This window comes from Capsulimonas corticalis (assembly GCF_003574315.2).
Taxonomy (GTDB): domain Bacteria; phylum Armatimonadota; class Armatimonadia; order Armatimonadales; family Capsulimonadaceae; genus Capsulimonas; species Capsulimonas corticalis.
In genome coordinates this window covers 6,948,289-6,974,044 of record NZ_AP025739.1, presented here as the reverse complement: position 1 = coordinate 6,974,044, position 25,756 = coordinate 6,948,289, and the positions used below count along the sequence as shown (strand labels likewise).

Sequence of the window (25,756 nt, the reverse complement as noted above, 5' to 3'; positions counted from 1 at the left end):
GGACCAAGTAATAAAGCCAAGTGTGAAATATCCGACAGCTATACGCAATACTCATGCTTCTATAATCACGCAGTTACGCCCAGCCGCTTTTGCCTGATAAAGTGCCTTATCCGCTCTTGCGATGATGTCCGCGCCACAAATGTTTTTATGTTTTAATACCGCAACGCCAAAGGAAGCTGTAACAGGACGCACAGGCCAGCGATTGTCTTCGATAGAGGCGCGTAAGCGTTCTGCAAAAGCACATGCGCCTTCCATCTCTGTCTCGGGCAGGATAATTACAAACTCTTCGCCGCCATATCTTGCGGTTATATCAGTGTCGCGGGCGCTTTTTCGAAGGAAATGCGCCACAGTTTTCAGGACTACATCGCCTGCTGGATGCCCGTGGGCATCATTGAATTGTTTGAAGTTATCGACATCCATGAGCACCAGGGATAATGCCTGCCCATACCGCGATGCGCGGTTAACCTCTTCGGTCAGACATTCCTGGAACGCCCGATGATTCTTTAGACCCGTGAGACCATCAGTAGTCGCTAGTGCCTCCAGCTCCGTATTGGCCTTTTCCAGCTCATTTCTCTGAAATTCCAGCACCACCATATATTCTTGAAGGCGCTGCTCGGACTCCCTGCGCGCGGTGATGTTGTTGACTGTGGCCTGAGTGCCAACGATCTCGCCGCAAGCGTTGCGATATGGGATGGCGCGTACCTCAAGCCAAACCGCGCTGCCATCCTTGTGAACGCACTTGATTTCATAAATTGCGGAATTACCTCCTGCACGGTCGTTATTATGGGCTGCCATAGCCGCTCTGTCTTTAGGCGCAAGGAGCAAGTCCATAGCTCGTTGTCCGATCAACTCCTCGGGGCTATACCCCGTAATTTGTCTCATATATGGATTGGCGTATGTAACGATATCGTTGAGATCTGTCATGATGATGCCTGTCCCCAAGCCCTGCGCGAGAGCATGGAACCGCTCACGTTCCAGGTGCAGAATCTCCCGCGTGTGCATCATCTCGGAAATGTCCTCCATCACAACTACAAAGCTAAGGAGACTTCCTGCGTCATTGCGGATTGAGGAAATGCTCATCTTAACCCACAAGAAGGATTCATCCTTGTGAATCAAGCGATTCTCAATAACGAACGTATGGCTCTCACCTGACAGAATGCGTTCAAAGTCGTTCTCGGTTGCTATGCGGTCGTCGGGATGCATAATTAATAAGAAATCGTGGCAGAGAAGTTCTTTCTGCGTATACCCTATGAGTGAGGAAAAGGCGGGGTTGGCGGCGATAATACACCCATCCAGGTCTATCATTCCCATACCAGCGGTGGCGTGGTGGAAGGCGGCGTGGTAGTCTCCTTCTTTACTGGACGGTCTGTTTGCCTGCCCACGGAGAGGTGTACAGGTGGATTGCGAGGCAGACATAAAGATTCCTAACTCTTGAACGGGCGTCTGATCGAGCGACGAAAGACTGAGATCGAATTAATTATCGGCATGACGAAAATGATTTTGCAGAGGATATGAGCAGCGGGGAAATGAATAGCTCAGTCCCAGCTTGTATCAGGCGCGGTGCTTGCTACAACCATGCAGGTATTGGAGCTTCGCGTTCCTGTTCCAAAACAACAGTAGTTCCTTTTGGACCTGTCAGGAGATAAACGCGGTCACTGGTCTCCAGCATCATCTTAATCCCGTGACCAAGCGTACCCTGAGTGCTGTATCCACGGGCGAGCGCTGCTCTGGGCAAATCCACCGTCGCAATGCCCTTTCCGTGATCTTCGATCCAAATTTGCACCATGCCCTTCTCAGTCAACTGCACCCAAGCGTCCCCACCACCTGCATGAACGATAGCGTTCATTCCCGCTTCGCTCGCTGCTGTGATTAAATCGTTTTGACGCTCGTCGGAGTGACCTGCGTGCAGAGCCGCCTGCCGCGCAAGATGGCGCAGACCACGCAACCCTTCCGTGGGCGTCAACGACATACTAGTATCGACTCTCTGGCCCACGGGAGTTGGCAGCTCAGTACGGTCGAACACGAGATTGAGCTTGCCCCCCGTCACGCTCGCAAGAACATCACGAAGGATTGCCCGTTCCCGCTGGCGTGCATGCGCGGCCTCGACCGCTCCGCGTGTTTGAGAAGCTGTGGTTTCCACAAGAGCAACTTCCTGCTCCGTCCAAATGCGCGCCTCAGTCGCCATCGCCACCACAAGGGCTGTCGTTTGGCCATCCTGCTGGATTGGCGCACGTATGACCGCGCGGACGCCGAGTTTCTTGGAGACATCACTGTCTGCGAGGAGGAATGCATCTTCGATGACGTTTGTCTGGCCTAAGAAATATGCTGGATTTCGGTTGGGGCTGAAATCGGAAATACGATGCGTCCCTGCGACAGAGGATACGCCGTTGCGTCGCCATTCGGGGCCAACGAAGCTATCGCCGCGTTGTAAGTCATAAGTAACATAGTAACAACGATCCGCGTTCAGCGCTTCTCCCAATGCTGCCGTCGTGGTTTCTATAATCTCCTGCGGATCGGCAGAGCTTCGCACCGCTCGTCCGATCTCACTGGTCAGCAGCAGACGATTATACGCGGACGTGATCTGGGCCTGCGCATCGTGAAGGTTACTGTCGTCGCTCACGAACAGCATAAACCCTAACACAGCTCCCGTGGCGTCTTTTTCAGGGACGAGTGTGGTTCGAACGAAGCGGCGTCCCGCATTGGCGTATTGCACCATCATATCGTAGGTCACGATATTCCCTGCAAGCGCAGCTTCCAAATGATGTTGGATCGTGAGATAGGCTGCTTCACCGATAACTTCTTTGACTTCTTTACCACGAAGATCAGGCGCGTGAAGGCCAAACCACTTATTGTATGTGTCGTTGTTGAATTGGTAGCGGCCATCCGCGCCAACAAATGCAACCAGCAACGGCGTATTGTTTGCGATGAGGAGTAAGCGTTCCCTGGAGATGTCGCCATCATCGGCGTGACTGCGTTCTGATTCGTCGATCCCGTCCATCTTGCTACCTTGCTAAAAATGCGGATTCATAAGTATGCATGCCATGATAATGAGCGCTTGTAGGGGTGAAGGTTCTGAAAGAACAGATGATCATTGCCGTCGCGCCAGTAGAACAGCTACGTCGTCACTGAACGCGCCATTGGCGTAAGCGCTGGCTTCCGCAACAATTGTCTCTGCCTGTTGCTGAGCATTCGTATCCGTTCGTAACGCGTCCAGCAGACGGATTAGTCCATCCGTCCCAAGTAGATCGCGGCGGCTTGGACCCGCCTCGCTGACGCCATCCGTGTACAGCAGAAGTGCATCCCCTGAAGCCAATGTTATGACGCAATCACTATAGTGTGCGTTGGCTGTAACTCCCAACGGCGGAGTAGATGTTTCCAACGTTTGGATGGTGCCGTTCGCTCGCCGTATCAATGCAGGCTCGTGTCCACAGGAGCAATAGGTAATCTGTCCTGTCGCAGCGTCATACACGCCGACCCAGGCGGTCACAAAGCCAATGAGTAGATCATGAGAAGTAACAGTGCTGTTCAAGGTCGTTGCGGCTACAGCAGGAGAATTGTGCTGATAAAGAGCCATGCGCAAGCTGTTTCTGATCAGAGCGAGTTGCTGGGCAGCAGCGAGACCTTTTCCTGACACATCGCCAATCACCAGCGCAAACAATCCCTTATCCAGTGCAAACACATCCATGAAGTCGCCGCCGACCGACGCTTCATCGAGCGCAGGGCGCGTGAAGGAGCCTACCTCCAAGCCAGGAATGCTTTGGGGTACTATGGGCTGGAGGGCAGACTGAAGCTGCTCTGCGATATTGTGCTCGCGGTGCAGCAGTCGCGCCGCTTCCAGCGCCGTTTGGGTCTGGGTCGCCACCGTCTCCACCAGAGATATCTCCTCTGGGGTCCAGGCACGCGCATCGTTCGACATTGCCGCTGAGAGAGCAGTCTTCACCGCTCCAGACACTAAAGGCACTCGAACCAGTGAACGGATACCCAGGTTAAGCATTGCGAGGTCTGGACTTGTATCCGTCATGACCTGAGTTCTTCCCGCCTGAAAGATTGGATCGTGATTTACGGCAAAATCCAACATCGGATACTGACCAGAAATAGGGGACAAGCCTGCTGCGCTCCAATCAGGACCGATTGTGGCGACGTTAGTATTCTGATCGTAAGAGGCATAATAACATCGGTCTGCGCTTAGCGCCTGCCCAAGCTCTCTAACAGCCGTCTCCAAGATAGTCTGAGGATCGAGTGAGACACGCAGTGCATGCCCAATGCGGTTGAGTAGCGCTTCGCGTTCGGCGCGACGCTTTATCGCTTCCTCGTTTGCCTTGCGAGTAGCGATATCGATGGTAATCCCGTCAAAGCGCTTGGGAGTTCCATCTTCGTGATATTGGAAACGGCCCACGGCGTTCACCCAGCGCGTGCGTCCGTCAGGGGCGAGCGTGCGGTATTCAACATTGTATTCAACTTGATTTGCCATTGCTTGCTCAATGGCGAGGCGCGTCGGCTCACGGTCGGCAGGATGAAGAAGTGAGTAAAACAGCTTGATGTCAACGTCAGCGTTCGGAGAAAGAAAGAAGTGCTCTTTGCAGGTCTCGTTCCAAATGATTTTGTCCAGGGGCCATTCACAATAGAAGGTTCCGAGGCGAGCCGCGCTAACGGAGAACTGTAAGTCTTCCTGACTACGGATCAGTAGCTCCTCAGTTTGCTTGCGCTCCTCAATGTCGGTTGCTGTGCCAACCCACGCTTTGATTTCACCCGCCGTGTCTTTCACGGGTTGCGAACGCCCCAGATGCCAACGGTAAAGTCCATCCGCGTGGCGAAGACGATATTCCACCTCGGAGTCCACTCCCGATTCGACAGCCGTGCGCCATACGCTGTCTGCTCGCTTCAGGTCATCTGGATGAATGACCGCCTCCCAGCTCCAATCTTGTGTCTCTTGTTGTGTCAATCCAGAGTATTCGTACCATCGCTGATTATAGTAGTTTACCGACCCGTCTGGCTCTGTAATCCATGCGACATGGGGAATGGCGTCGATCATCTGCCGTGAGCGCTGTTCGCTTTCGCGCAGAGCATCCAGGATCGCTTGCTTTTCGCGCTGAGCCTGGCGAAAGATCAGCGCCGCGCGGACGGAGTGCGCCACGAGATCAGGATGGAGCTTTTCCTTTGGCAGGTAGTCCAGTGCTCCCGCATTCATGACTTCGACAATCGTTTGTTGATTGCGCTCGCCCGTTAGAACGATGATAGGCGTCGAGAGACCCTGGGAGCGAACTTCCGTCAAAAGGTCCAACGACGTACCATCAGGCAAATCATGGTCAAGAAAGACGCATGCGAAATCTTCGTGCTGCAGAACCTCACGCGCGCTTGCAATGGTGTCGGATTCGACCACATCCACTTCAATTCCGTCCATATGGGCGGTCTGTCGCAGCGCATCTATGACGGCATGGCGATCTTGAGCATCGTCGTCTACAATAAGGATTCGATGGCGTTCATGCACATTAATACCGACTTTCTGAGGTTAGCGTAAGGATCGCTCGCATGATAATAGCACATCCCCATCCCGATTTTTATTACGACTGTAGATCAACGATGCGGCATGCCGCTATTCTTCAATCCGAATATCCATAAACGTGTTGAATCGGTCTAACTTTAAAACCCGCTCAGGCTGAGATTTGGGACGTGCAATGACATGCATTTTACCATCAATATAGGTCACTTTATGGAAATAAAGCAGAACAGCCAGACCCGCGCTGTCAATAAAATGCACGTTTCGAATATCGACGATGATCGTTTCTGCGGAAGTGCTCGCCGCAGTTTGAGTAACACTCTGTTGAATGGACTGGGCGTTGGTAAGATCGAGATCACCTTCGATGGTGAATTTGAGTATACGGCCCTCATCGAGCACGTCTTGGGTAAGGTTGATGTGCTGCATTTCAATTGGAGTTCCTAGGTGAAGGGGAGCTTTATAACATACCCAAGAACGACAAGTGTTACCCAAGAACGCCGTTGATGCTTTAGGATGCCGTTCAACTTGGCAATGCGGGCCATCCATCCTTCTCGATCGAGTAGACGACGCGCGACAGACTGGCGCTCGTACCTGGAACCATTGGCATCAGCACGGCCTCTTATGGACATGTCCTGGTCTACGCTGAACTACATGACGCCGAGCCGCCGCTGGGCCTAACCGAACGGGATCATATGACCGAGGCAAGCCTGGAAATCAAGAGCGGCGTGCTGCGCGTGATCGGATGCTTGGACGACACGGGTGAGGATTTCGATGTGGCTCCAGGCTCATATCGTGTCCGCTGTTGCCACGATAACCTCGCTGGCGGCAACGATGTAGGCGACGGCGGCGACTGGTACGTGGTGCAGTTTTGGCCAGCGCCGATGGCTGAGGCTGTGGTGCTGAAGCGGTGGGAAGAGAGCATATATGAGAATACACTTGTAACTAGCACTGTAAAATAATCCTTATCTGCTTCACACTGCCTTCTGCAAACAACGAATTAGAATCGTAGCGTGATGCTTTGCCTGACTATCAATGGCTTCAAAATCTGTTTCTCCATTCAGTATTTCACTTTGAATATTATTCAAAATCCTTTCTATTTCTTTAAGAGAATCTTCAAATTGTGTCCTTGAAAAATCCAGAACTGATCTTGCTTCTAAGGCTTTTTGGCGATCAATATGGGCAATGCGTTTGTTCCGTTCATCAATAATTGATTTTAAATTCGACTTCAAATTTTTTAAACGCAATTTTATATCTGTGACAAACGCTTGATTCTCATAATCACTAAGCAAATCGATTATAGCGGGGAGCGTTAGGTTTGCCTTCGATCTGTCACCCATGCTGAACGCAGGATCGAATAATCGAGAAAGTCCTAGTATTACATGATCTACAAGGCGGCCTTGCTCAACGCCGAAAAACTCAGGTGCTGTGCCATTCAAAATTTCAACAGACTTTGCATCTCCATAGAGAGATACAAAAGTTATCCAGTCGTAACGTAATTGCCATGCAACTTTAGATACAGCCTCAAAAGTTTGTTCAAATTCTTCTGTCATTATAGTTAATTCCTTGTTGTGAATGCTAGTCTCATTTCTATGTTCTAGAAATGAATAGATACTTGAGTGTTCTGCATGATCACCCTTAGTTAGTAATAAATTTTTGAAAACTGGCGCGATGGAATATATTCTAATCTTGATAGACGTTCACATTAGGAAAGGCTATAGCAGTTAGTCCAATCTGAGCATTGAGAGTTTAGTTATCTGTCGGGACGCTAGCTGTTCATTTGGCGCAGTTGTGTGCAAAGTTTCTGTAAGTCAATTAAACGTTCAACCGTACTGTGTTCTTTAACGAGCAAATGACCGCCGTGGGCGACTTTGTTGCGTAAGTTAATTAGGTCTTCCGCCTGGACTTCTGTTAACGTTTCTGTCGAAGATAAGCGAGCAAAATCATGACGCCTAGCAATCTTCAAGATATCACGCAGACCTAACACATCCCAAAAAGTAGTGTCAGAGCGATTTTGGTTCGCCGCTTCTAGATAATGTCGAATCTGATTAATACGAAACACTGAGAGTTCATTCCTTGCTTGATCCTCGGTGACGGAATGCCGCAACGTGGAAAGCAGATGTCGCTCTGTGGCCTCCAGCAATATAAAGAACGGTGTTCGCATCAACGGCTTGTTTAGGTCAGAGAAATGAACGTAGCCACTAATCTGTGTCCCGTGTAGAGCGAAGAAGAACTCTCGCTCTGCCAGAAGCGATAAGAGGTCCAGAAGGCTCGTATCACAACTCACGAGGTCGGATGGCGTGAGTAACGCAAACGATTTTCCTTGGTAGAAGTATCCTTTAATTGTACCCGTACTGGGATAAGAGATTACATCAAAACCGTGTCGCTCATGTTTGCCAAGAGCTTCCTGCAAGCTGTCAGCGCCAATTAGGTCTGATCTGGGAGTCATCAAATTACGCACTGTAAACGCTGTGGAAAATTGGGCAAGTATAGCTTCTGCGGAATCTGTTGGAACGAGATTGTCAGGCATTTATTGGTCCTGTTCGGAAAAGGAAATCGAGCAAATTGAATGGTTATTTGCAATAAAATAGTTTTAAACGAATTTATTTTTAGCTGAAAACTCAGTGGCAATTCTGAATTTACACTTGATCAGTGTGGCTTAAACACTATGTAGATACTCTAAGCAACTGTCTTATACGAGCCTTCTTTGCTTGGATCGCTGCTGCTACAAATTCATCAATAGATTCTTCTGGATAATAAGTGTTGTCGTAGGACGTTCCAAATTCGTCATCTTTGGTGTCCTGCATGTCTATCCAGTGCTGGTCAGCATATGACAAATAAAATGTTGGTTTTATATGAGCGTAGAGTGCTCGTAGTTCAGCCATCTCTTGCTCTAGATTGAACTCTTTTTGTGAAGAGTATTCAGTCTCAATACGCCGATTCAAAATAGTCTGGAGTTCATCATAGTTAGCAATTACCGATGCCGTGCCACGCCGAACATAAATTTGCAGTCTTATGTCATCACCACTTTCTTTGTTTGGAATAAATGGTGCATAACGCGCTCTGTCTGGAATAAATATGACTTGAAATAATTTGTCACCAATTTTCGGGTAAGCCTCTTCAGTGTAAGTGAAATTCTCGACATTAAAATGTAATTGATGAGGGATGTATTTGCGTAACCCATGATCTACGTCAACAGGATCATGTAATTTCGGTATACCCTTAGGAATGACTTCACCTGTATCTTTAATTTGATCAACGCCAACTATTATCATTCCACCTTGAGTGTTTGCAATAGCCAATACATGCTGGGCAAGTTTCGGCCAATCTATCCATTCAGACTTGAAATCTATTTGATTTGTCTCTCCCAGATTTTTTCGTAGAATAACTTGAAGGTTTTCCTTGGTAGGAGTTTCTATGAACGTCGTAAATTCGTCATGTAGTGTGCGGTGTGTTGCTGTTTTTGTTTGAATATTCTGCATATATACCTGTATTTTTTGTTCATATATTAATTTTTAATTACTTTGCTCAAAACTTCTGGCGAATGCGTTCATCCTTTTCATATGGCCTGTCTTTTTCAACACGGCCTGCATAGAATGCGAAACTGGAAATTCAACCAGAAAATTTTTCCCGAAGCGCTGCATAAGAGCAGGCCATAATTTAACAAGTCGTGATTTTCCTCGAATGAATGGATGAAACCACGCCCAATTAAGTATCCAATATGGTTTAGATTTGTGAAATATTCGGCGAAATCCAATTGCCCCTAACGCATAGTAACCATATTGTTCATCAAAAATTAAAACTACACGAACGTCTTCTAATCCTTCTGATGAGCAAAATGGTCGAAAATCCCATGGCGTCTCGGACATAAAATAACTCACAATACGCTCTACGGCTTTAACATCCCTTCGACTCGAACCAGGCCCAACTATTCGTGTGCGTGGAGGCGGCCACCCAATACCCCCGTCAAGGTCCTCAGACTTCTGCAGTTGGGGGGAAATATGCTGATCTACAGCAGGTGGACGCAGGATATAATCGTTAGGCGGATATCGCAGCATGGGAAGTGTTTTGGTAAGTCTATCTGCTTTCATACATTTGGCTCTGTAATTTTCTATCGTATCAATCCGTATCTGTTGCCGCCAAGATCGCCAACATGCATCCATCTGCTCCGAGCGCCGCGATACCTATTTTCGAAAAGACATAGTTTCCCGACAGCCGTCTTCTGCGTGCATATCAAAACCGCGATCCAAAATCCTCTGGACAAATTGTGTCCGTCCTTGCTGCGCCGCGCGGCGCAAGGCTTCACTCATGGTCGATCTTCTTCCTTCTTACTCCCATCCCACGTCTTAGCCCATTCAGGCGCAACCATCTGCTCAGGCGTGGCGTCATTAAAATCCGCCAGTTCTATCGAATCGCCAGCGAGCGTAAACTCGAACAGCTTTCCGTCACGCGCATAAACCAGTCGCCCCTGCTGATCCCAGTCGGCCCATTCCGCTTTCTCGATCTGAAGTTCTTGGCCATGGTTGTCTCTGATGGAGAAGGCAAAGCCATAGGGAATTGCGTCTCCGCCACCGCGCGTCTTCTTCATTACCAGTGTTGCGGTCTGATCAAGGTTTGGCCGTTCGTGAATCCCAGGAGCATGATCGACATAGTGGGAGGGGAAATCCTCCTGCGGCAAATTCCAATACCATTCGCTGGAGAAAGTTATACCTGCGTAAATCCGTTCATCGTTCGCCTTATCCCGATTGCTCTTGATGTACTCGCCCTGCCAATCCTGGATACGTCGCCAGCCGTTGCGTTCTAGTCGCTGATAAACTTGTTCTTCCTCGCCAATGGTTGACTCCACGTGTGTCAAGGTCAGGCCCTGTGGTTTATGTTTCTCGTGTGGAGTTAAGCATGCAGGTGGATGGTTGAGCCAAACTTCGTCGTTTTCAAGAAACATTCCGCCTCCGCCCCAGGATTGGCCCAGCGGCCACAATGCGAGAGCCGTGAGGTAGGGTGGCTTGCTGATTGCCGTCCATGAATAAATGAATTCTTCACGCTTGGGCGTGATCCGATTTTCCTGCACGGCGAAATAGATCATGAGCTTGCCGTTAGGGGAAATGTCGCTGCGTCGTTCGTGTAGGCGCGCATGAAGCCATTGGCCTGGCGTGAAGGTGTCTGTCGCCGTGTCCCAGTGGATGACCTGGACCCACCTGCTCGGTCCTCGGCGGAAGATCACGCCAACAGGCGCTTCGCGCGCTAGGATGACATAAAGGCGGGCAGGGGATGTGGTCATAGTTTCAGAACGCTTAGTGAAAACTGATTGGAAAGTGTTGCGAACCGAGTTCCGTACAGTAGGTGAAACCTACACCTCTGTAGGAGATAGTGTACGGAGTTCGGCGGGCTTTAGCTCGCTGCATCAGGATGATGGATCGACCGCATTATAGCGCGGCTTTCCGCAAACGCTTCGTCAGCAGCCTTGTGATCATCAGCGGCAATCAAAGCTTCGCCATAGTGACGAAGCGCCTGTGCGAGCCAAGCGAACTTGTATAGTCCATCGAGTTGCGGCTGCTGAGAGACCACACGCCGATACTCCACCGACGTACCCCATGCCTTAGCTGCATCTGTATGATTGCCACGGATGGAAAGCAAACGCGCCGTTGCCTGCCAAAGTGAGGCCATCCCACTTTGAACACCCGCAAACATCTGAATGTCCAACATCGGGCTGAATAGAGATAGAGCGGCATCGAGGTCAGCCTGAGCGGACACGAGCTCTCCTAATTCGGTAAAACACGAGGCTCGTAAAACCAGCGCGCGAGCGCGCTGAGTGGCGTTCATTTTCGAGTGCGGAATCATCCGCAGTATTTCCTCCGCAAGCGCCAAGGCTTGCATCAGACTCCCCATTTTTAAGTCATTTCGCGCCTGGTTTTCCAGTGCCCTAACAAGAAGCGGCTGCATGTCAGCGCGCCGTGCAGCTTCTGTGGCAGCGCTGGCCGCATTGGATGCCAGTTCCGTTTTCCCAAGGAAACTGTAGAAGCCGTGGAGATTATCGTTTGCCTTCCATTCGCCCATGGCATTACCTTCGGCAATTGCGATGGCAAGTAGCTGGTGATAGATTTCCTCGGCTCGAAGCCATTCTCCATCGGTCTCAGAAAGAGTCGCCTCTTGTCTCAGCAACAGCTCTGGATTGGGGTTGCGCTGCATTTCTTCAACCGCATGAGCCATGAAGAGAAAGGCATTGTGTTCCGCTTGTTCCGTGTCATCGTTATTTATGGCGCGCTGATAGGCGTTCAGGAGAGCTTCCGCTTCTTTGTTCGTTGGGTCGAGATCATCGGCTTCGCTAGGGGTTTGATCGGCCATAGGATTCTCCGTGCGCGCATTTGGTATCTGATTTTAACATAACTGCAATGAATTCTCTCACAATGGTGTGTTTCCGTCCACGTTCCTAAGCTGCGACCGCATACATGTCGCAGTTGTGCAATTTTCCAATCAACCCTGGGTCAAAAACATTTAACAAGCTCCGAGAGGCCGCCAGTCAATGATCCATGGAACCGTCACCGTCCAACGCCCACCCCTCGAACTCACGGATCGACTTCAGCTCCTTCTGCAGCGAAACTATTCCATCTGAACGTTGTCCTAATGAGTGGATCGACCGAAAGGCATGTTTGTTCGAACGGCCAATGTGCCGATTGGGACACACGCGCCATGTTTTTCATGGCTTAGCGCGAGAATTTGCTTGCTAATTTTCAGAAGTGAAGAAAGTCGATATGAACTTCGTTAAGATCGTTCTCCTGGCCATATGTCTCATCGCATTCATTACTGGGAGAGGTCAGGCCGATGGATTGTGGGATTGGACAAAACGCGCCGATATCGTATGCGTCGCATCCTATGTCTCGCAGAAGCCACTGAAGACGAGAATAAACCCTGCGAACTCATCGGAAGTGCTCGTGACCGTTGCTGTGACGATGAAGGTCACGGCGTTATGGAAGGGCAAGCTGCCCCAATCCTCGCTTGTGCTGCGTGAAACGCAGGTGTTGAGGGAGGGCAAGGTGGTGGACTTAAACCTCAACCATCCGTTCGCTTCGAAAACATATTCTCCATGGTCTCTCGATTTGAACCCTGACTGGCTCATCTTCGCCGTACGTCAGAAGGGGAGTGAGATTTTCGCGCCGATGAGTTCGTTCCCGAATGATGTCGGCTTCAGGAGCGCCATCCCAGTTGGCCCTTTATTACCAGGCATCACGGACGACATGTCGTTGATGTCGAAGGCGACACGATTGGTAGTCAATAGTCTTTATGACCCCGAGCCCACCATCGCCCGTGCGGCGCTGTCAGAATTAAGTGACTTTGAGGGGCTTTTTATTTCAGGCTTACGGCCCGAGCGTTTTCTGCCGCCAGGGACTGATGTTGCGGCGCTCAAGTCTCTGCTCGTTGCCCGCGCCATTCCAGCGATAAAAAGACTGACCCAAGTCAAGGACGAAGAGACACGCTTCGGCGCACTGCGTTTGGCGGCGCACTTTCAGCAGACATGGGCCATTCCCGCGATAGCTGAGATGGCCCAGAGCCACTCTCGACGCGCCGATGGCGCTGCTGTCCTCCTTTGGCATTATGGGAACAGCACTGCTGTGGCCCCTCTGATCCAGCAACTAAAGAATACCAACTATCTGGCGCGGATTTTTACCATTGAAGCTTTCGAAACTTTGAAGGACAAGCGAACGATGCCGTTCCTGATTGATGCGCTGCGCGATCCCAATAGTAAAGTCCGAGCGCGCGCCCTGTACATGCTCTATCTGATCACAAATCTGCCGACGAACTATCATTTTCGCTTGTCTCCAAAGGAAACTCAAGACACAATTCGATATTGGGAAAGGTGGGGGCGAGAACATAGCGCAGAAATCGAGCGGTGGAAAAAATCGGCTGCAAAGTGAAGATGTTGACGCCAAAGAATACAATTCTCGTTCTCTCCGTTTGGGCGATGCTGGCATACGCCAACGACGCACATGCTGGCGTTGCGCCAAAGAAAACGACTGCCAGTTCCAACGCAGCTCAGCCACTACGAGCCACGTTAACGCTGAAAACAATACACCCGTCATTTTATGCCGATGAGCCTGTCGTTGTCGATGCTACTGTGAAGAACATCAGCAGGTCTCCCGTAAGCGTTCAGATCACGGGCCCTGCTGACGCTTATGAGATCACGGTGGTTCAGCATCCAGGAAACGAATCACGAAAATCATTGTATTATGATGATCTCTCAAATCGACATGAACTTCTTAGTATTCGTATTCAGCCTTTGAAGCTTGGTGAGCAGTACACCGAGCGAATGAATTTGAGCAGGCTCTACGATCTGACGCTTAACGGGAAATATCAGGTCCAGATGAACTGGAAAGTGTCATTCGCAGAGGATGCTTCCACTGTAGATCATCTGTCGTCAGATACACAGTTCTTTGTAGCAAACGACAATAAGCCGACCGCAGAAAAATAAAGATGATCTACGAATATGAAGTGCAAACACTGGGCGGCTCAGCGTTCGACAACCTGGAAGCAATCGGAGATCGGCTCCAGGGATTGCTTAACGGCGACGATACGGCGTCTCGCATAGCGGCGGGGTGGGAAACGTGGCAGGTCAATACGCTCAATGATCATCAGGGTGTGAATGGCTTGGTAGTGGTTTATCGGCGCGAGAAGAGATAAGGTTTAACGCTGGTTGGCCGTCGACTGGGTTGGATTAAACGGCTTTTAATATTAGCGAAGAACGAACGAAAATGAAAATTAGGAATAAGGCTTGGAAGAGCTATTTTACTATCTTCATGATGTTGTTTAGCGGTGCATTAGGGTCGTTCATACACAATCATACTATGCCTATAATACAAAAGGTTGGTTACGCAATCGTGATCGGATTGGTGTTGATGCCAGTTGGCATATTGCTCGCCGTGATGTGTGCGCGACTATTCGGACTTAACGCTCCAAAGACTATTGCCTCGAAGCGGCACAACTCGAATGATGAATGACAAGCTGTAGTTTTATTGACTCAGCGGTGGGTTAGGGACTTTTACATCAGGCTCGGCATCGAAGAAGCGGCGGTATCTGATGCGGAAGCTGTCGGGGTAGAGGTGGGGTAACTATGAGTCATCGTAACGATATGCTACTAAACGTTACGCAGAGGCAATGGTTTTTATCGTGAGAAAAAAGATTATTTTACAGCGCGGTGCTGTATCCTTAATAGTTGCAGTAATTTTTTATTTGGGATTTAGTTCCATTCTCTTCCAGCCTCTCCAGGAAGCATATTACCGTCAACTAATTGGTCGCAATACACCTGTTGGTTCAAGTGCTAGCAAAGTCATTAGTTTTCTTAAATTTCATAATATGGAGCATTCGGATGCAATTATCGATAGCACGTGCCTAACATGTAATGGTCCCGTGATATATGCTGCGGTTAGAAATACGAGTTCCTCATTCATAGAACAAACGGACACATTAATTAGATTTTACTTTGATGGAAACAACAAATTGATCCGATTCGAGGTTACGCGTGGATCAACTGGACCATGATCGGTACGATTGAGCAAGTCCCCCTGCTTGGGCGCTGTCTTGGGCCAGCAATCTCGTGGGAACCGAAATTCGCTCCATCGCTCAGGTGCGGAGCAATGAAGTCAATCAGGTATTGCGTTTCTGCTTCGAATATGACGAATATTTCGTAAAGATCGGGCCTGATCTGGGGCGCGAATACCAGGGGCTGCAGTGGCTGGCTGGCCGATTGCCTGCCCCACGCCCTCTGGGAGTGAAGCGCCAGGGATCAGTGGTCGCTCTCCCCATGTCCGCCATGAAAGGTGAAGACTTAGCGAACCTGTCAGCGTCCCTGCACGCGCAGACTGTGGTCATGAGACTGTCGGCGGCTCTGAAAGCTATTCACACGACAGTCATTGATGGCTGGCCTTTTGGCGGACCTGGAACGACACTCGTTCATGGCGACGCCTGCCTGCCGAACTTTCTCTTTGTCGATGATCGGCTGAGCGGCTATATCGATGTGGGCGACTTGGCTATCGGCGATCCTGAGATTGACCTATCCACCGCCATCTGGAGCCTCCAGTATAACCTCGGCCCAGGATATGGCCTGGCGTTTCTGGGTGAATATGATTTGGCTGATGCGGACGAAGGGCTGGTCGAGCGTCTGCGGCTCAGATATGAGATGGATTCTTGCTGATGCGAGGAGAAGTTAAGACTGAGTGCGAATCAAAATGACACAGTCTCTTATAATACAGCTAGCCCAGCCACCCGACGCAGACGCGATCCTCTCGATCCTGAACGAAGCCTGCGACTGGCTCACAGCCAAGGGCATCGATCAGTGGACGCCACGACGATTTTCGCACGAGCGGACCGTGGCGGCGATTGAGCGCGGTGAAGTCTATGTCGCAAAGATCGGTACGGAAACTGTCGGAACGCTGCGCCTCACCTGGGAAGATGAAACTTTATGGAGCGAGTGGCCAGAGACAGCGGGATATGTGCATCTTCTGGCTGTCGGAAGAGCTTAGGTGGGAAACGGCATTGGTGTGGCGATGCTGCGATGGGCGGAACACGAGGTCGGACAGGCTAGGCGGCAGTATCTGCGCTTGGACTGCCTGGCGGCGAACGGTGCGTTGCGTGATTATTATCTGCGGGCTGGCTTTACATATGTCGGCGAGGCGAGTAGTGGTGATTTCCATGCGGCGCTGTTTGAGCGCGAGATCGGTAAAACAACGACCATGACCATCGGGTTCACAGCCGTGGAGCGCTTCGGGCGCGGCCACGCTGGATGGGAAGGATACGAGGTGTTTTCTGGGTTTCATCAAGTCGATGAACTCGTGACACTCGACAGTCCGCTTTGTCCGAATGTCCTGAAGAGCTTAATCGACGAAGACTGGAACCATAATCTGAAATACGATGGTATGCCATTTTGCTTTCACAGCCTCGATTATCTCCTGTCTCGTATCACGTTGACTTCCAATTGCCAGGTCTTAGCCGTTATGAAGAATCCTATTGCGCAGCCGAATTTTCACGATCCCCGTTTTGATTTCATTGGATATGATCTGGTCGAAGAATATGTCAACATCAGTGCGATCACGAATTGCGGCGGCTTTGACAATGCGTTTCGAGCCGATGAGTTGTCCATTCATGGGCTGATCCCAACCTTTGATGACGCCATAAGAATCGATGCCTTGTTGCGCCAGAACAATCCTGATGAACCGCATGCATTTTGCGATATGTTTGCTGTGTGGAGGATGGTTTCAGTTGCATGAGGGCCATTGTAGAAAGCTAACCAAACGATGACCGTACAAGAACATTTGGATCGCGCCGATAGATTGGCGTGGGGCGATCAAGAGCCAGTTGAGGCGAAGAGGGAATATGAAGCCGCCATCGCGTGTGATCCTTCGATGGTCGAGCCGCATGTCCGATTATCAGGTTTGTATCAAGTCCATTTTCGCGACTTAGGGTCCGCATTGGCTGAAATCCGCACAGCCATCACGCTTGCCCCTAATTGGGTCGATCTGCGCTTGAGTTGCGCAAATCTCTTGCATCAACTCGGACGCAGTGACGATGCAATCGCGTGTTATGGCGAAGCGATTTTACTCGATCCCAAAGACCGTCGCGCTAAAACTAATCTCGCCTATTGCTTCTATGAGTTGCTGCGATATCAGGATGCAATTCTGGCGTTTCATCAGTGCATCAACATGAAATCCTCGAAAGGCTATTATGGCGACCGTTTCTTTCTCGCCGACGCTTATTGCGCCAATGGGCAGATTGAGGAAGCCATTAAACAGTGGAAGATCGTGGCGAAATGGGAGCCACGAGATGCTGATGCAAACTCCATGCCCGTGGAAGCGCGCAAAATGCTGGCGAAATACGCACAGTAAAATGAAGATTGGTCCAGGCAAGGACATTGAAGAACTTGCGTCCAAAGACCGTGCAATTGTCTGAGTGGAAGACAATCGTATTTGCTCGGGCCCGTTGAGAAGAAACCTATGGCATCTGTGATAGGGAACTAGTGCTGGCACGACAAAATAGAGATCGGAGAAACATCAATGAAACGAAATACCATGCTCATCACGGGCTTATGCGCCGTGATCCTGTCCACGACTTTAAAGCAAAGTTCAGCAGCCTCTGACCATAACCAGAAAACGCTGATGGTCTCGGTGACGATCGACTCGATATACAACCATCAATTTCAGATCATCATTCCCGTGACAATCAATAAGCACTTCGATATTGGCTCCGATAACGGTGATGTGAGAAATAGGATATCTGGGATAAAATATAAACCAATAGGCGGGAAATATGCAGCTAATTTGTACATCAACGAAAAGACAAATCGAGGAGTTAATATTGGCGGCGCGCGGAGCTATAGTCTCGAATTGAATAAACTGGTAGGATGGGGAATAGCATCATCCACCGCATCCGTTGCATCCACGCGCATGGTTAAGCTAATGCAATCTTCACGCTGATTCGCATCTTTGATGCTAAACTTGGCTCCGACACAGGTCGCTCTGATGGAGAGGAAATACTTGCATTTGGACTTCTTGGCCGCGAATGCTCCACTGCGGGACAATTACCTGGGGGCTGGATTTAAGTTAGTCGGAGAGGCGAGTCGCTGTTTAAGTGGGAGGTTTTCACGATCAAATAATCCGCACACATTCTGTGTCCTATCGCTCTATTTAATCTTTAGGACTTATTCAAAAATAAATGCTTCAATTTTGATGGCCCTCTGAGATGGGGAAGACAGCCAGAATCGAAGCGGTTATTTTGGCGTAAGTCCTTAGCATTGCGCAGAATCTTCAGCTTGAGATTTGCCGACGTGACAATATTCTGTTGTTTCTCATGGACTGTTCCCGTCGATTTGACAAATGTTACTCCCAAAGTGCGGGTGCAATGGACAATATACGAGCCTGGCTTTTCGATCTTAAACCATTCGGCAAGATAAATATGAAGCAGGGAAGTCTTGCCAGGCGCAACCGTGACAGGCTGACTGAATCCGCTCACGATCATGCCGCCTTCTGGAGGGCTGACCAATCGCCCCTTTGAGTCGGTCGCCGTGAATTGAAATTCCCACCAAGGATTAACATCATCAATCTGCGAACTCTACACAACAGTCCAGTCAACGAAAGCACGGCAGACCATTATCGATAGTAGCTGTCGCGGTTGTGATGATATGTGGAACCGTGACGTGGGTGCTATACAAAGCCAGAGGGATTGTTCGGTGAATTCGCTGTGTCGGCGTAAAATATTCCACTACACGCTTTCAGAACGACCGCGCCGCAAGGCAACTACAACTCCAAGGATGGCGATCAATCCTGCCGTTGTAAAACCAAGGGCCAATCCCAAGGCAATATCCGCTGCATGAGCATCGGGGCCAACGCCGTTAACGCGAAGCCCCCTCCAGCACCCAGGGCTATCCCAGCGGCCAGGATCGCGGCGGCAGTGCTTTGGCGGTCACGACGCCTCGCGGCGCGATGAATGGCCAGCGCGAGCAACGGAACCAATACGGTGAGGATGCCGCGAAAGATGTAAGGGGCGTGGAAAATCAAGTCCATCGTTTTCTCCTTGAAGTGGAGAACGCTGGCAACTCCTTGGGTTTGAGCAGAGGCACCCCGAACTAATCTCAGTCCTGCCTCTTCCAACTGACTTTCATCGTCAGAATCGTGATGACGATAATCAGCAGCGGTATCAATAATTCTAAAATCAGCCTCCCCCATTGAATATCCAAGAGGTAATCGCCAAACAAAAATGGGTAGATCGTGTGGATTCCTACGCCGATTTCAGATACTGTGTCGGGCGGATGCAGCATCATAAGAATAGCCGCCAGCGCGCTCAACCAGATAATTGCGTTGGATAGGATTTTGATGTGCATTCTGAAATGGATGGTATCTTTATCTTCGGAGCGCTTCGTCAAATTCGACGGATGTCGGATCAATACCGTCTTCAATGGAACGAGCCGCGCGCTTCAATCGACGCATGTATGATTCAGAGAAAGGTTTTGATTTTATGGATTCAACGGTGTGCGTTGACATGAATATCGCATCGCTAAAGAGACAGGGGTTCTTACTGAGGTACAACTTCCATCTCCCATTTTGATTACGCCAACCAAGGTGCTATTCGGTACGTCAAAGCCGTTTGTGACCTCGACATTGCAGTCCACATAGTATTCATCTCTGTCATGGCTGTATAAACTCGGTAGCTGTCCAGAGATGTTCCACGGATATTTCGTACCATTCTTGCCGATGAAACACGCAGACAGTAACTGGGGGCCGCTCTTGCCGCGAGTGACGGTGAGCGTTTGACCAATAATTTCTCCGTCATCCTGGCCCCACCATGCGGGTTTCTGAGCCTTATATCCGACAAATATTTCAATCTGGTAAGCATGGAAGCCCCGAACGTTCATTTCTGACGCGACTTTCCTCATGCGTACTTGTTCGACGAAGGGCGTGAAGTGTTGAAGTGACGGCCCAGCATACGTGCGCCACGCGATAAGACCTATCGCCGCTGCAATAGGGAAAGTGAATATCCATATGATGTATTTTTTCATATTGCCTCAGTTTGCCACGGATGGCGCCTAATATAACATATGTCGCGTCTCTGGTTTGATCTCTTCAGTGTCGATCCAGTCTGCGCCTGGCGGCGCAGATACTCTTTCGTCGCGAGTACCGATGCGCGGGGAGCGTCGTAGCATTTCAGCACATTGGCCTTGATGTCTTCGGGTGCATCAGGCTGATCGAGAATTTCACGGTCGCGGAGGTCATAGCTGAATCCATACGCACATTCGCCGACCGACCTGATAGAGTACACGTAGGGTTTTGTGAAGTACCTGAGGACAGGGAGACTTTGCTCATACAGGGTTTCGACCTGAAACACGGGAGAAGCGGGACTATATTCGATCAGCGGCAGTGGCTCGTCGGCGGCGACGAAGACTTTTAGGCACATGGGTAGTTTTTCATTTTGGCGCGCGGAGTTTGCAGTTTTGCTGGAGATGTGATTCTACCAGTTGAACCTATTCATATCGACCAACGAATTCCCACGTGTTGGCGATAGCCTTTGCATCGGCGCTTCGGGAAAAAATCTTTTGCCTAAGCGCCGATGCTCTAATGAAGATATCAGAGTTTATACCGTAGACCATGGGCGAGATCACTCCTTATCCTCCTCCACAATCCGCATTTGTCGCCCTTTCTTCCGCTGCTCCAACTCACGCTGGATGCGCTCCAAGATCAACTCCCGTCGTTCGGCCATCCACTGTGGCGTCTGGAGTCGCCACACGAGCTGGCTCGGCACTGTGAGGATGTCGGGAGCTGAGCCATTGCTTTTTCTGCCCTGGAAGAAGTGCTGCTTCTCGCCTTCATGATACACCACGGCGAACTGGTTATCGTCGCCTCGGAGCACGCCCGCGCTCAGAAATTCTAGCCAGTATCCGTCATTTTGTCGTTGCCGCTGCTGTTGAATGACTGTTCGGAGACGCATCAGCGCTGCCACAGCAATAACGACAAGGCCCCATGGGAAGCGACACCAGAGCCAGACAGCGGTATTTATTATCGCCGCTAGCAAGTAAATCCGCCAGAACCATTTCGCGAAGGTGCTGTTCATTGGACTATCCTTAATAGTTTGGTAAGGCTAAACTCGTCATGGTTACCTCGCCAGATCATAAACCACCACCGCCACGCCTTTGCTCACCAAATCCACTTCAATAATCGGCTCGATCTTGTCCCAAGTTCCACCCGACAGGCCGCAGCCGATCCTCGGCATATGAACTGTGGCGTAATGGGTACGAGCAAAGTCCGCCACGCGGCCCAGCCCTTCCGCCACGGCTTCATAACGGATCGGCGGGACGCCATTTTTGCGTCTGATCCCGTACTGCCCGAGCAAGTTGGCAACCCAGAGCTGGTCTTCGACCTTGACGAATTGGACCTGGCCCAGCTCATGCGGCAGTGTCGAACCTCCTTTAAACTAAGCCCGAGCTTCTTTCTCGGGTTGCTTCCAGCGCTTCGAGATCGCCATGACAAATCCTTTGCCCCAGGCCCCGATGTCATTGCACACATGAACGATGATGCCTGGCTCGTCGCGTGGTGGATCGGTCGCGTCGCCGATGGTGTAGGTGATGCTCATAATGTTCACCCTGAGTTCTGAAAAGTTAGTGTTTTTACTACATTATGTATAGGAGTGGCGAAGCTGTCAAGAGTTAGGTGTGGAAGGGCAATCATTTAGACGGTTACTTGTCGGGAATTAGCCGTATTGCTAAAGGCGCGATCTCCTACAGCGTGGAAAATGAAAATATGAACGATCTCTCATTCACCAATACCGTCTCCTTCGCCTCAGTCACAGCCCCATCACCTCCGCCGTCCGCCCCTACCTACGCTGCGATCACGGCCAACAGCGTGACATTGACCAACGTACCAGCATTGTCCTCGGGCTCTATAGGGACAAATGCCGTTGTGTCCACCACAGGGACCGTGGGATACGCGGGCACATATCTGTTGGCGGGGATTTACAACGGCCAGAATTATTATCGTTTCGACGCCACGCACTATTTGTGGTACAACGGCTCGGCCTGGTGTCTTTCCAGCGGCCTCGGTGCGGTTCCGCCCCCATATTACGTATTTAGTTCTGCGTCGGTCCCTCCGCGAAATGGCTGGACCAATACGTCGGGGAGCAGCCCATTTCCCACGGTCACGTTTCCATCTGTAGATGCAGCTACATCCGTGGATGTCCAGCGCGCCTTGGACAGTGCGTTTACCAGCAGTCTTGTCACGTTCGCCAATGTCGCGCCATCGACGACCTATGTGGACAGCACAGTGGTCGGAGGCACGACCTACTATTATCGCTACGACGAGGTCAATTCTGGTGGCTCAGCTCCTGGGCCATATTCGTCGCTAATCACGGGAATGCCGACCATCACAAAGGGCGGAGCGGCGGTGATCGTGCCTGTTACCACGGCGGGAGCGGGACCAGGAAATACGCAAGTCTTTACTCTCGGGGTTGTTCAAATTGTGGATGCCAACGGGGTAGTTGTCTTGGCGACTGCTGGGCCTTCGGGGGCGGTGACGGTCAATGACATCACAATTACCAAATTATCGCAGACCACGACTGTCGAGGGCAACAATTTCGCCCTTTACAGCTTGCAGATCGCGGCGGACGCGCCGATTGCAGCGGGGATGGGGTATGCGCTGGAGGAAGTGATGAGCGTGCCGCCCTTTGGCAAGGCATTTGGATTGTTTGATGTGGTCAGTGGCGGCCAAGAAAACTCCGCGCCGTCGATCACAGGAATATTTTCGATCACGGGGATCCAGTCGATCACTTTCTAAGTCGTGGTATTGGCGGCCGCAGGCCTTCGGTAGGACCTGTCAAGCCATAAAGCCTTCCTGCCTCACAGTGCGGTAGTGCAAAACCCAACGCTTTAATGTATAGCTACTCCAGAAAAATTCCATACGGTGTCGCTGAATCTAAATTTGGTACCAATTCAATGGAGGCGTGGAGCAGAATCGATATCGCTCCTGAGGTAATGCACCAATTTAGTTCCGTCTGTTCGACCTGAATTTGGTTCCATCACTGATAAGCTATCTTGTATCGCAATACATGATCAGACAAGAAATAATAGTGATCTATGACTATAATCGCAATATAAGTGATAGTTGCAAGTAACAACGAAAAAAAATATGAATTTGAATTAGGAAGATTGCTTTGAAGGAAAATGTGATATAATGGCTCCATATTGTCAGGTAGCAAAGATAAAGGTGCCATGTGCATGAAAATGGTTCCTTTTGTGGTACCAACTGTCAAGACGGCGTATCGTCAAGACAGTACGGGGTCTCGGTGCGGTGTCTGCTGTACAAGTAAATTAGTATGAAATGGGCGTAGCGCGGGCCTCATGATCGTTTATACAGCACGCATCGACTTTCAAGTGCGTTTCATAAGAAAAAGTAAATATTTAACAGCACCAGATGAAGCTTAATAAATTGCCATTCAAAATCTTCTGTTATTCCATCAATAGTCTATGTTTTATAATGCACAATGGGCGCTATTATAACCGTGCCATATAAATCAACAGATGTACGGCGATTAAATTCATTGTCGAGTAAACTACCATTATTGATAGCGGTAGTCATAAGTATGCCTGTTTTCTTGCCTGGTTTACAGATATACGTTTGGAAGTTATTTTTCTATTTGTTCGGTAGAATAAGCGATTTGTCAATATCTGTTATATTGGTACTAATGCTAACTTCGTCGACAATTGTAATTTTTCCAAGTAAAAGATCGGTCCTTAGCAAATCTTCTTGGCTATCTATTTCCTTATTTTTGTTTTCGTATATTTTTTCTGCCTCTAGGAATTCTATAGAATTCGGCAATGGCGGTTTTGCGTTGGAAATCTCCATTCCATTGACATTCGGTGTGCTTTGTACAGCATTAATTAGCAACACCGCAAATATTGGATTGTGGTTTTTGATACTGTCGGTATCCGAAGCGGTGGTGGCGTTAGTTCTATGGTTCTTTGGCAAAAATAGCATCGTATCAGGCTCGCTGGTAAGAGCAGGCGGAACATTCAACGACCCGAATAGCTTGTATCTTACTCTATTAATTGCATTGCCTCTTTGTGTGACATATTTAGAAGGTGCGCCAAAGCAATTCAAATCGCTTTTTTTGGCAATGCTTGTTATTATAAGTACAGCCGTGATCGCTGCAGGATCTCGCGCTGGCGCTGTTGGTCTGTCAGGATCACTGTTGTGTTACATTTGGCTTACAAGAGATAAATACAAAAAATGGATTCCCGTATCTATTATAATATTTGCCGTCAATCTTGCAGTGTTTTCTCTTCGTGTTCGTGATCCTATCAGTAAGATTTCAACAAGTCGATCAAACGTTTCGCGAACTAAGTCTTGGCGCATTGCATCACAAATGTACCACGATCATGAATTAATGGGAGTTGGTCCTGGTAATTATAATATAAAATACCCCGCATATGGAAAATTAGGTGTAATGACAGATCCGAAGAACATGCTGTTACTTATGCTATGCGAATACGGCATTGTCGGAGGAATAGCGTATGTAGGATTCATTGCCGTGGTTTGTAAAGTATCGATCTCAGATAGATGTTTAGATACAGTACGCTTTACGTCTATTTCCGCCGCTCTGTTTGCCGTTGGCTGGGTTGACTGCTGGGCGTTGTTTCCAGGTCGTACTTGTGGTACTTTTTTCTTTGGCGCACTCGCAGGATCTGTTTGTTTGTATATTAGAGATGCTCCTCGCTACTCCAATTTAACTTTTTGTGGGAGATATTTGGCGCGAAGAAAGGAAATGTCGTGAAATGTTTTCTTGCAAAGGGCCAAATGGTCCTTGAGGCAATCGCAACAGCGGGAGCGAAATTTGCATGGCTTCAGTTGGGATATTGATGGCTGAAAGTGATGTGCTAAGGTGCGAATGCCTCAGGGGAAATAGTCATCGTTTCGCATAGTTTAGACCATAGGATGTCGACTATTAGAATAGTGCATCAATAAGTTGGTGTTGTTACTGCAATCTGTTTCATTAGGAGTGAATTTAGTTCTGATGCTAGCAAACTATACTACGATGAATAGACTTTTCTATAGCTATAAGAGTCGCGTTAAACAGATCGGTTCATCTAGAGATGTTTTTCTATGGGGGCTTTTGGTAATATTTGTGGTTATTCCATGTGTTCCGCAAACAAGGGGCTTCGTACAAGGCCTAATCGAACGGAAGCCTGTATATATTTCTCCCGTGGAGATAACAAACGGTCCTGTTTTTATTACTAAATACTCTAGCCATAATACTTACTATGTGACTTTCCGAGTATATAATTTTCAAAAATCTACTCTACATGTTCATGCCATACCAACTTGCGGATGTATACGTTCTTTTCACACAGATCTATCAATTAAGCCTTTTACCTGGAAGTCATATAGTGCGCGAATGGTTATAGATGATATTTCGGATATAGATGGAAAAGCTGTGGTGCTGAATACAAATAGCCCTTCTGTTAAAGAAATTCCAGTATTCCTTAGAAATTGACAGAATAATCTTCGCTGTGAGCGATGCTGAGATTTTTTATAATTTTGTGTTTATTCTATCAAAATTCTGGTTTAAATTTGACAATGTATCGATACCGCGCGGAGTAGAAAGTCAAATAGCTCGGCATCAATCGCTGATCGGCTAGCGTCGCGTCGTGTGCTTTTTCTTGCAACTTTCGAAGTTAATGATTTAAATTTGACTAGGTAATGATTTCACATGTATTAAACAATCGTGATCTAAGCAACA

General features: G+C 49.2%; 26 protein-coding genes and 1 pseudogene. 11 read left to right on the top strand and 16 right to left on the bottom strand.

Annotated elements, in window-relative coordinates; all coding sequences use genetic code 11:
* Positions 1–51 precede the first annotated feature (51 nt).
* From D5261_RS30335 to D5261_RS30320, 4 genes are all read right to left on the bottom strand, one after another.
* Positions 52–1,416, bottom strand: a complete 1,365-nt coding sequence (locus D5261_RS30335) for a sensor domain-containing diguanylate cyclase (protein ID WP_119325323.1) — start codon at positions 1,414–1,416, stop codon at positions 52–54.
* 151 nt (positions 1,417–1,567) lie between these two features.
* Positions 1,568–2,998: a PAS domain-containing protein gene (locus D5261_RS30330; protein WP_301002354.1), complete on the bottom strand. Its 1,431-nt coding sequence runs from the start codon at positions 2,996–2,998 to the stop codon at positions 1,568–1,570.
* Between the two features lie 90 nt (positions 2,999–3,088).
* On the bottom strand, positions 3,089–5,488 hold the full coding sequence (locus D5261_RS30325) for a SpoIIE family protein phosphatase (protein WP_301002353.1): 2,400 nt from the start codon (positions 5,486–5,488) through the stop codon (positions 3,089–3,091).
* A 105-nt stretch (positions 5,489–5,593) separates the two neighbouring features.
* Complete coding sequence (locus D5261_RS30320; protein ID WP_165864714.1) at positions 5,594–5,923, bottom strand: STAS domain-containing protein; 330 nt, start codon at positions 5,921–5,923, stop codon at positions 5,594–5,596.
* 266 nt (positions 5,924–6,189) lie between these two features.
* On the opposite strand from D5261_RS30320, the gene D5261_RS30315 reads away from it, so the two are divergent.
* Positions 6,190–6,456 (top strand): hypothetical protein, encoded by a 267-nt coding sequence (locus D5261_RS30315; RefSeq protein WP_119322730.1) that lies wholly within the window; start codon positions 6,190–6,192, stop codon positions 6,454–6,456.
* Between the two features lie 12 nt (positions 6,457–6,468).
* Here the strand turns inward: D5261_RS30315 and D5261_RS30310 are convergent, their stop codons facing one another.
* The 6 genes from D5261_RS30310 to D5261_RS30285 all read right to left on the bottom strand — a co-directional run bounded on the left by D5261_RS30310 (position 6,469) and on the right by D5261_RS30285 (position 11,836).
* The gene (locus D5261_RS30310) at positions 6,469–7,047 is read right to left on the bottom strand and encodes an AbiU2 domain-containing protein (protein WP_119322731.1); all 579 of its coding nucleotides are present in this window, start codon (positions 7,045–7,047) and stop codon (positions 6,469–6,471) included.
* A 215-nt stretch (positions 7,048–7,262) separates the two neighbouring features.
* Complete coding sequence (locus D5261_RS30305; RefSeq protein ID WP_125206104.1) at positions 7,263–8,024, bottom strand: hypothetical protein; 762 nt, start codon at positions 8,022–8,024, stop codon at positions 7,263–7,265.
* Positions 8,025–8,160: 136 nt separating this feature from the next.
* Entirely contained in the window at positions 8,161–8,976 is an 816-nt protein-coding gene (locus D5261_RS30300; protein ID WP_119322733.1) for an AlbA family DNA-binding domain-containing protein, read from the bottom strand.
* A gap of 33 nt (positions 8,977–9,009) precedes the next feature.
* Complete coding sequence (locus D5261_RS30295; RefSeq protein ID WP_301002352.1) at positions 9,010–9,363, bottom strand: hypothetical protein; 354 nt, start codon at positions 9,361–9,363, stop codon at positions 9,010–9,012.
* A gap of 437 nt (positions 9,364–9,800) precedes the next feature.
* Positions 9,801–10,772: a hypothetical protein gene (locus D5261_RS30290; protein ID WP_119322734.1), complete on the bottom strand. Its 972-nt coding sequence runs from the start codon at positions 10,770–10,772 to the stop codon at positions 9,801–9,803.
* Positions 10,773–10,882: 110 nt separating this feature from the next.
* Complete coding sequence (locus D5261_RS30285) at positions 10,883–11,836, bottom strand: hypothetical protein (protein ID WP_119322735.1); 954 nt, start codon at positions 11,834–11,836, stop codon at positions 10,883–10,885.
* A 407-nt stretch (positions 11,837–12,243) separates the two neighbouring features.
* On the opposite strand from D5261_RS30285, the gene D5261_RS30280 reads away from it, so the two are divergent.
* The 8 genes from D5261_RS30280 to D5261_RS30245 all read left to right on the top strand — a co-directional run bounded on the left by D5261_RS30280 (position 12,244) and on the right by D5261_RS30245 (position 17,952).
* Positions 12,244–13,404, top strand: coding sequence for a HEAT repeat domain-containing protein (locus D5261_RS30280; RefSeq protein WP_119322736.1), 1,161 nt, complete (start codon positions 12,244–12,246; stop codon positions 13,402–13,404).
* Positions 13,380–13,958 carry a hypothetical protein gene (locus tag D5261_RS30275; protein WP_125206106.1) on the top strand — a complete coding sequence of 193 codons (579 nt, stop codon included), beginning with the start codon at positions 13,380–13,382 and terminating at the stop codon, positions 13,956–13,958. The genes D5261_RS30280 and D5261_RS30275 overlap by 25 nt, the downstream gene beginning before the upstream one ends.
* Before the next feature lie 2 nt (positions 13,959–13,960).
* Positions 13,961–14,167, top strand: a complete 207-nt coding sequence (locus tag D5261_RS30270) for a hypothetical protein (protein WP_119322738.1) — start codon at positions 13,961–13,963, stop codon at positions 14,165–14,167.
* Positions 14,168–15,080: 913 nt separating this feature from the next.
* On the top strand, positions 15,081–15,677 hold the full coding sequence (locus D5261_RS30265; protein WP_125206107.1) for a phosphotransferase: 597 nt from the start codon (positions 15,081–15,083) through the stop codon (positions 15,675–15,677).
* Between the two features lie 22 nt (positions 15,678–15,699).
* Positions 15,700–16,005: a hypothetical protein gene (locus tag D5261_RS30260; RefSeq protein ID WP_301002351.1), complete on the top strand. Its 306-nt coding sequence runs from the start codon at positions 15,700–15,702 to the stop codon at positions 16,003–16,005.
* The gene (locus D5261_RS30255; RefSeq protein ID WP_119322742.1) at positions 16,006–16,749 is read left to right on the top strand and encodes a GNAT family N-acetyltransferase; all 744 of its coding nucleotides are present in this window, start codon (positions 16,006–16,008) and stop codon (positions 16,747–16,749) included.
* A gap of 27 nt (positions 16,750–16,776) precedes the next feature.
* Entirely contained in the window at positions 16,777–17,364 is a 588-nt protein-coding gene (locus D5261_RS30250) for a tetratricopeptide repeat protein (RefSeq protein ID WP_119322743.1), read from the top strand.
* 168 nt (positions 17,365–17,532) lie between these two features.
* Complete coding sequence (locus D5261_RS30245) at positions 17,533–17,952, top strand: hypothetical protein (protein ID WP_119322744.1); 420 nt, start codon at positions 17,533–17,535, stop codon at positions 17,950–17,952.
* Between the two features lie 217 nt (positions 17,953–18,169).
* Here D5261_RS30245 and D5261_RS30240 read toward each other — a convergent pair whose 3' ends face one another.
* The 6 genes and pseudogenes from D5261_RS30240 to D5261_RS33585 all read right to left on the bottom strand — a co-directional run bounded on the left by D5261_RS30240 (position 18,170) and on the right by D5261_RS33585 (position 21,598).
* Positions 18,170–18,493 carry a hypothetical protein gene (locus tag D5261_RS30240; RefSeq protein ID WP_119322745.1) on the bottom strand — a complete coding sequence of 108 codons (324 nt, stop codon included), beginning with the start codon at positions 18,491–18,493 and terminating at the stop codon, positions 18,170–18,172.
* Positions 18,494–18,792: 299 nt separating this feature from the next.
* Positions 18,793–19,038: a hypothetical protein gene (locus D5261_RS30235; protein WP_119322746.1), complete on the bottom strand. Its 246-nt coding sequence runs from the start codon at positions 19,036–19,038 to the stop codon at positions 18,793–18,795.
* Between the two features lie 68 nt (positions 19,039–19,106).
* The gene (locus tag D5261_RS30230; RefSeq protein ID WP_301002350.1) at positions 19,107–19,355 is read right to left on the bottom strand and encodes a hypothetical protein; all 249 of its coding nucleotides are present in this window, start codon (positions 19,353–19,355) and stop codon (positions 19,107–19,109) included.
* A 132-nt stretch (positions 19,356–19,487) separates the two neighbouring features.
* On the bottom strand, positions 19,488–20,030 hold the full coding sequence (locus tag D5261_RS30225; RefSeq protein ID WP_119322748.1) for a hypothetical protein: 543 nt from the start codon (positions 20,028–20,030) through the stop codon (positions 19,488–19,490).
* 596 nt (positions 20,031–20,626) lie between these two features.
* Positions 20,627–21,079, bottom strand: coding sequence for a hypothetical protein (locus D5261_RS30220; RefSeq protein WP_119322750.1), 453 nt, complete (start codon positions 21,077–21,079; stop codon positions 20,627–20,629).
* A 42-nt stretch (positions 21,080–21,121) separates the two neighbouring features.
* Positions 21,122–21,598: pseudogene (locus tag D5261_RS33585) on the bottom strand (macro domain-containing protein).
* 326 nt (positions 21,599–21,924) lie between these two features.
* Here D5261_RS33585 and D5261_RS30205 point away from each other — a divergent pair.
* Positions 21,925–22,794: a phage tail protein gene (locus D5261_RS30205; RefSeq protein ID WP_125206109.1), complete on the top strand. Its 870-nt coding sequence runs from the start codon at positions 21,925–21,927 to the stop codon at positions 22,792–22,794.
* Between the two features lie 1,054 nt (positions 22,795–23,848).
* The gene (locus D5261_RS30200) at positions 23,849–24,790 is read left to right on the top strand and encodes an O-antigen ligase family protein (protein WP_165864367.1); all 942 of its coding nucleotides are present in this window, start codon (positions 23,849–23,851) and stop codon (positions 24,788–24,790) included.
* Positions 24,791–25,756: the final 966 nt, after the last annotated feature.

What these genes read in the sequence shown, in the direction of transcription:
- D5261_RS30225 (WP_119322748.1), bottom strand. Translation starts at nt 20,030, where the DNA reads ATGAAAAAATACATCATATGGATATTCACTTTCCCTATTGCAGCGGCG.
- D5261_RS30230 (WP_301002350.1), bottom strand. Translation starts at nt 19,355, where the DNA reads ATGCACATCAAAATCCTATCCAACGCAATTATCTGGTTGAGCGCGCTG.
- D5261_RS30305 (WP_125206104.1), bottom strand. Translation starts at nt 8,024, where the DNA reads ATGCCTGACAATCTCGTTCCAACAGATTCCGCAGAAGCTATACTTGCC.
- D5261_RS30250 (WP_119322743.1), top strand. Translation starts at nt 16,777, where the DNA reads ATGACCGTACAAGAACATTTGGATCGCGCCGATAGATTGGCGTGGGGC.
- D5261_RS30280 (WP_119322736.1), top strand. Translation starts at nt 12,244, where the DNA reads ATGAACTTCGTTAAGATCGTTCTCCTGGCCATATGTCTCATCGCATTC.
- D5261_RS30330 (WP_301002354.1), bottom strand. Translation starts at nt 2,998, where the DNA reads ATGGACGGGATCGACGAATCAGAACGCAGTCACGCCGATGATGGCGAC.
- D5261_RS30285 (WP_119322735.1), bottom strand. Translation starts at nt 11,836, where the DNA reads ATGGCCGATCAAACCCCTAGCGAAGCCGATGATCTCGACCCAACGAAC.
- D5261_RS30290 (WP_119322734.1), bottom strand. Translation starts at nt 10,772, where the DNA reads ATGACCACATCCCCTGCCCGCCTTTATGTCATCCTAGCGCGCGAAGCG.
- D5261_RS30235 (WP_119322746.1), bottom strand. Translation starts at nt 19,038, where the DNA reads ATGGACTTGATTTTCCACGCCCCTTACATCTTTCGCGGCATCCTCACC.
- D5261_RS30245 (WP_119322744.1), top strand. Translation starts at nt 17,533, where the DNA reads ATGAAACGAAATACCATGCTCATCACGGGCTTATGCGCCGTGATCCTG.
- D5261_RS30220 (WP_119322750.1), bottom strand. Translation starts at nt 21,079, where the DNA reads ATGAACAGCACCTTCGCGAAATGGTTCTGGCGGATTTACTTGCTAGCG.
- D5261_RS30295 (WP_301002352.1), bottom strand. Translation starts at nt 9,363, where the DNA reads ATGTCCGAGACGCCATGGGATTTTCGACCATTTTGCTCATCAGAAGGA.
- D5261_RS30270 (WP_119322738.1), top strand. Translation starts at nt 13,961, where the DNA reads ATGATCTACGAATATGAAGTGCAAACACTGGGCGGCTCAGCGTTCGAC.
- D5261_RS30335 (WP_119325323.1), bottom strand. Translation starts at nt 1,416, where the DNA reads ATGTCTGCCTCGCAATCCACCTGTACACCTCTCCGTGGGCAGGCAAAC.
- D5261_RS30315 (WP_119322730.1), top strand. Translation starts at nt 6,190, where the DNA reads ATGACCGAGGCAAGCCTGGAAATCAAGAGCGGCGTGCTGCGCGTGATC.
- D5261_RS30310 (WP_119322731.1), bottom strand. Translation starts at nt 7,047, where the DNA reads ATGACAGAAGAATTTGAACAAACTTTTGAGGCTGTATCTAAAGTTGCA.
- D5261_RS30320 (WP_165864714.1), bottom strand. Translation starts at nt 5,923, where the DNA reads ATGCAGCACATCAACCTTACCCAAGACGTGCTCGATGAGGGCCGTATA.
- D5261_RS30300 (WP_119322733.1), bottom strand. Translation starts at nt 8,976, where the DNA reads ATGCAGAATATTCAAACAAAAACAGCAACACACCGCACACTACATGAC.
- D5261_RS30240 (WP_119322745.1), bottom strand. Translation starts at nt 18,493, where the DNA reads ATGATCGTGAGCGGATTCAGTCAGCCTGTCACGGTTGCGCCTGGCAAG.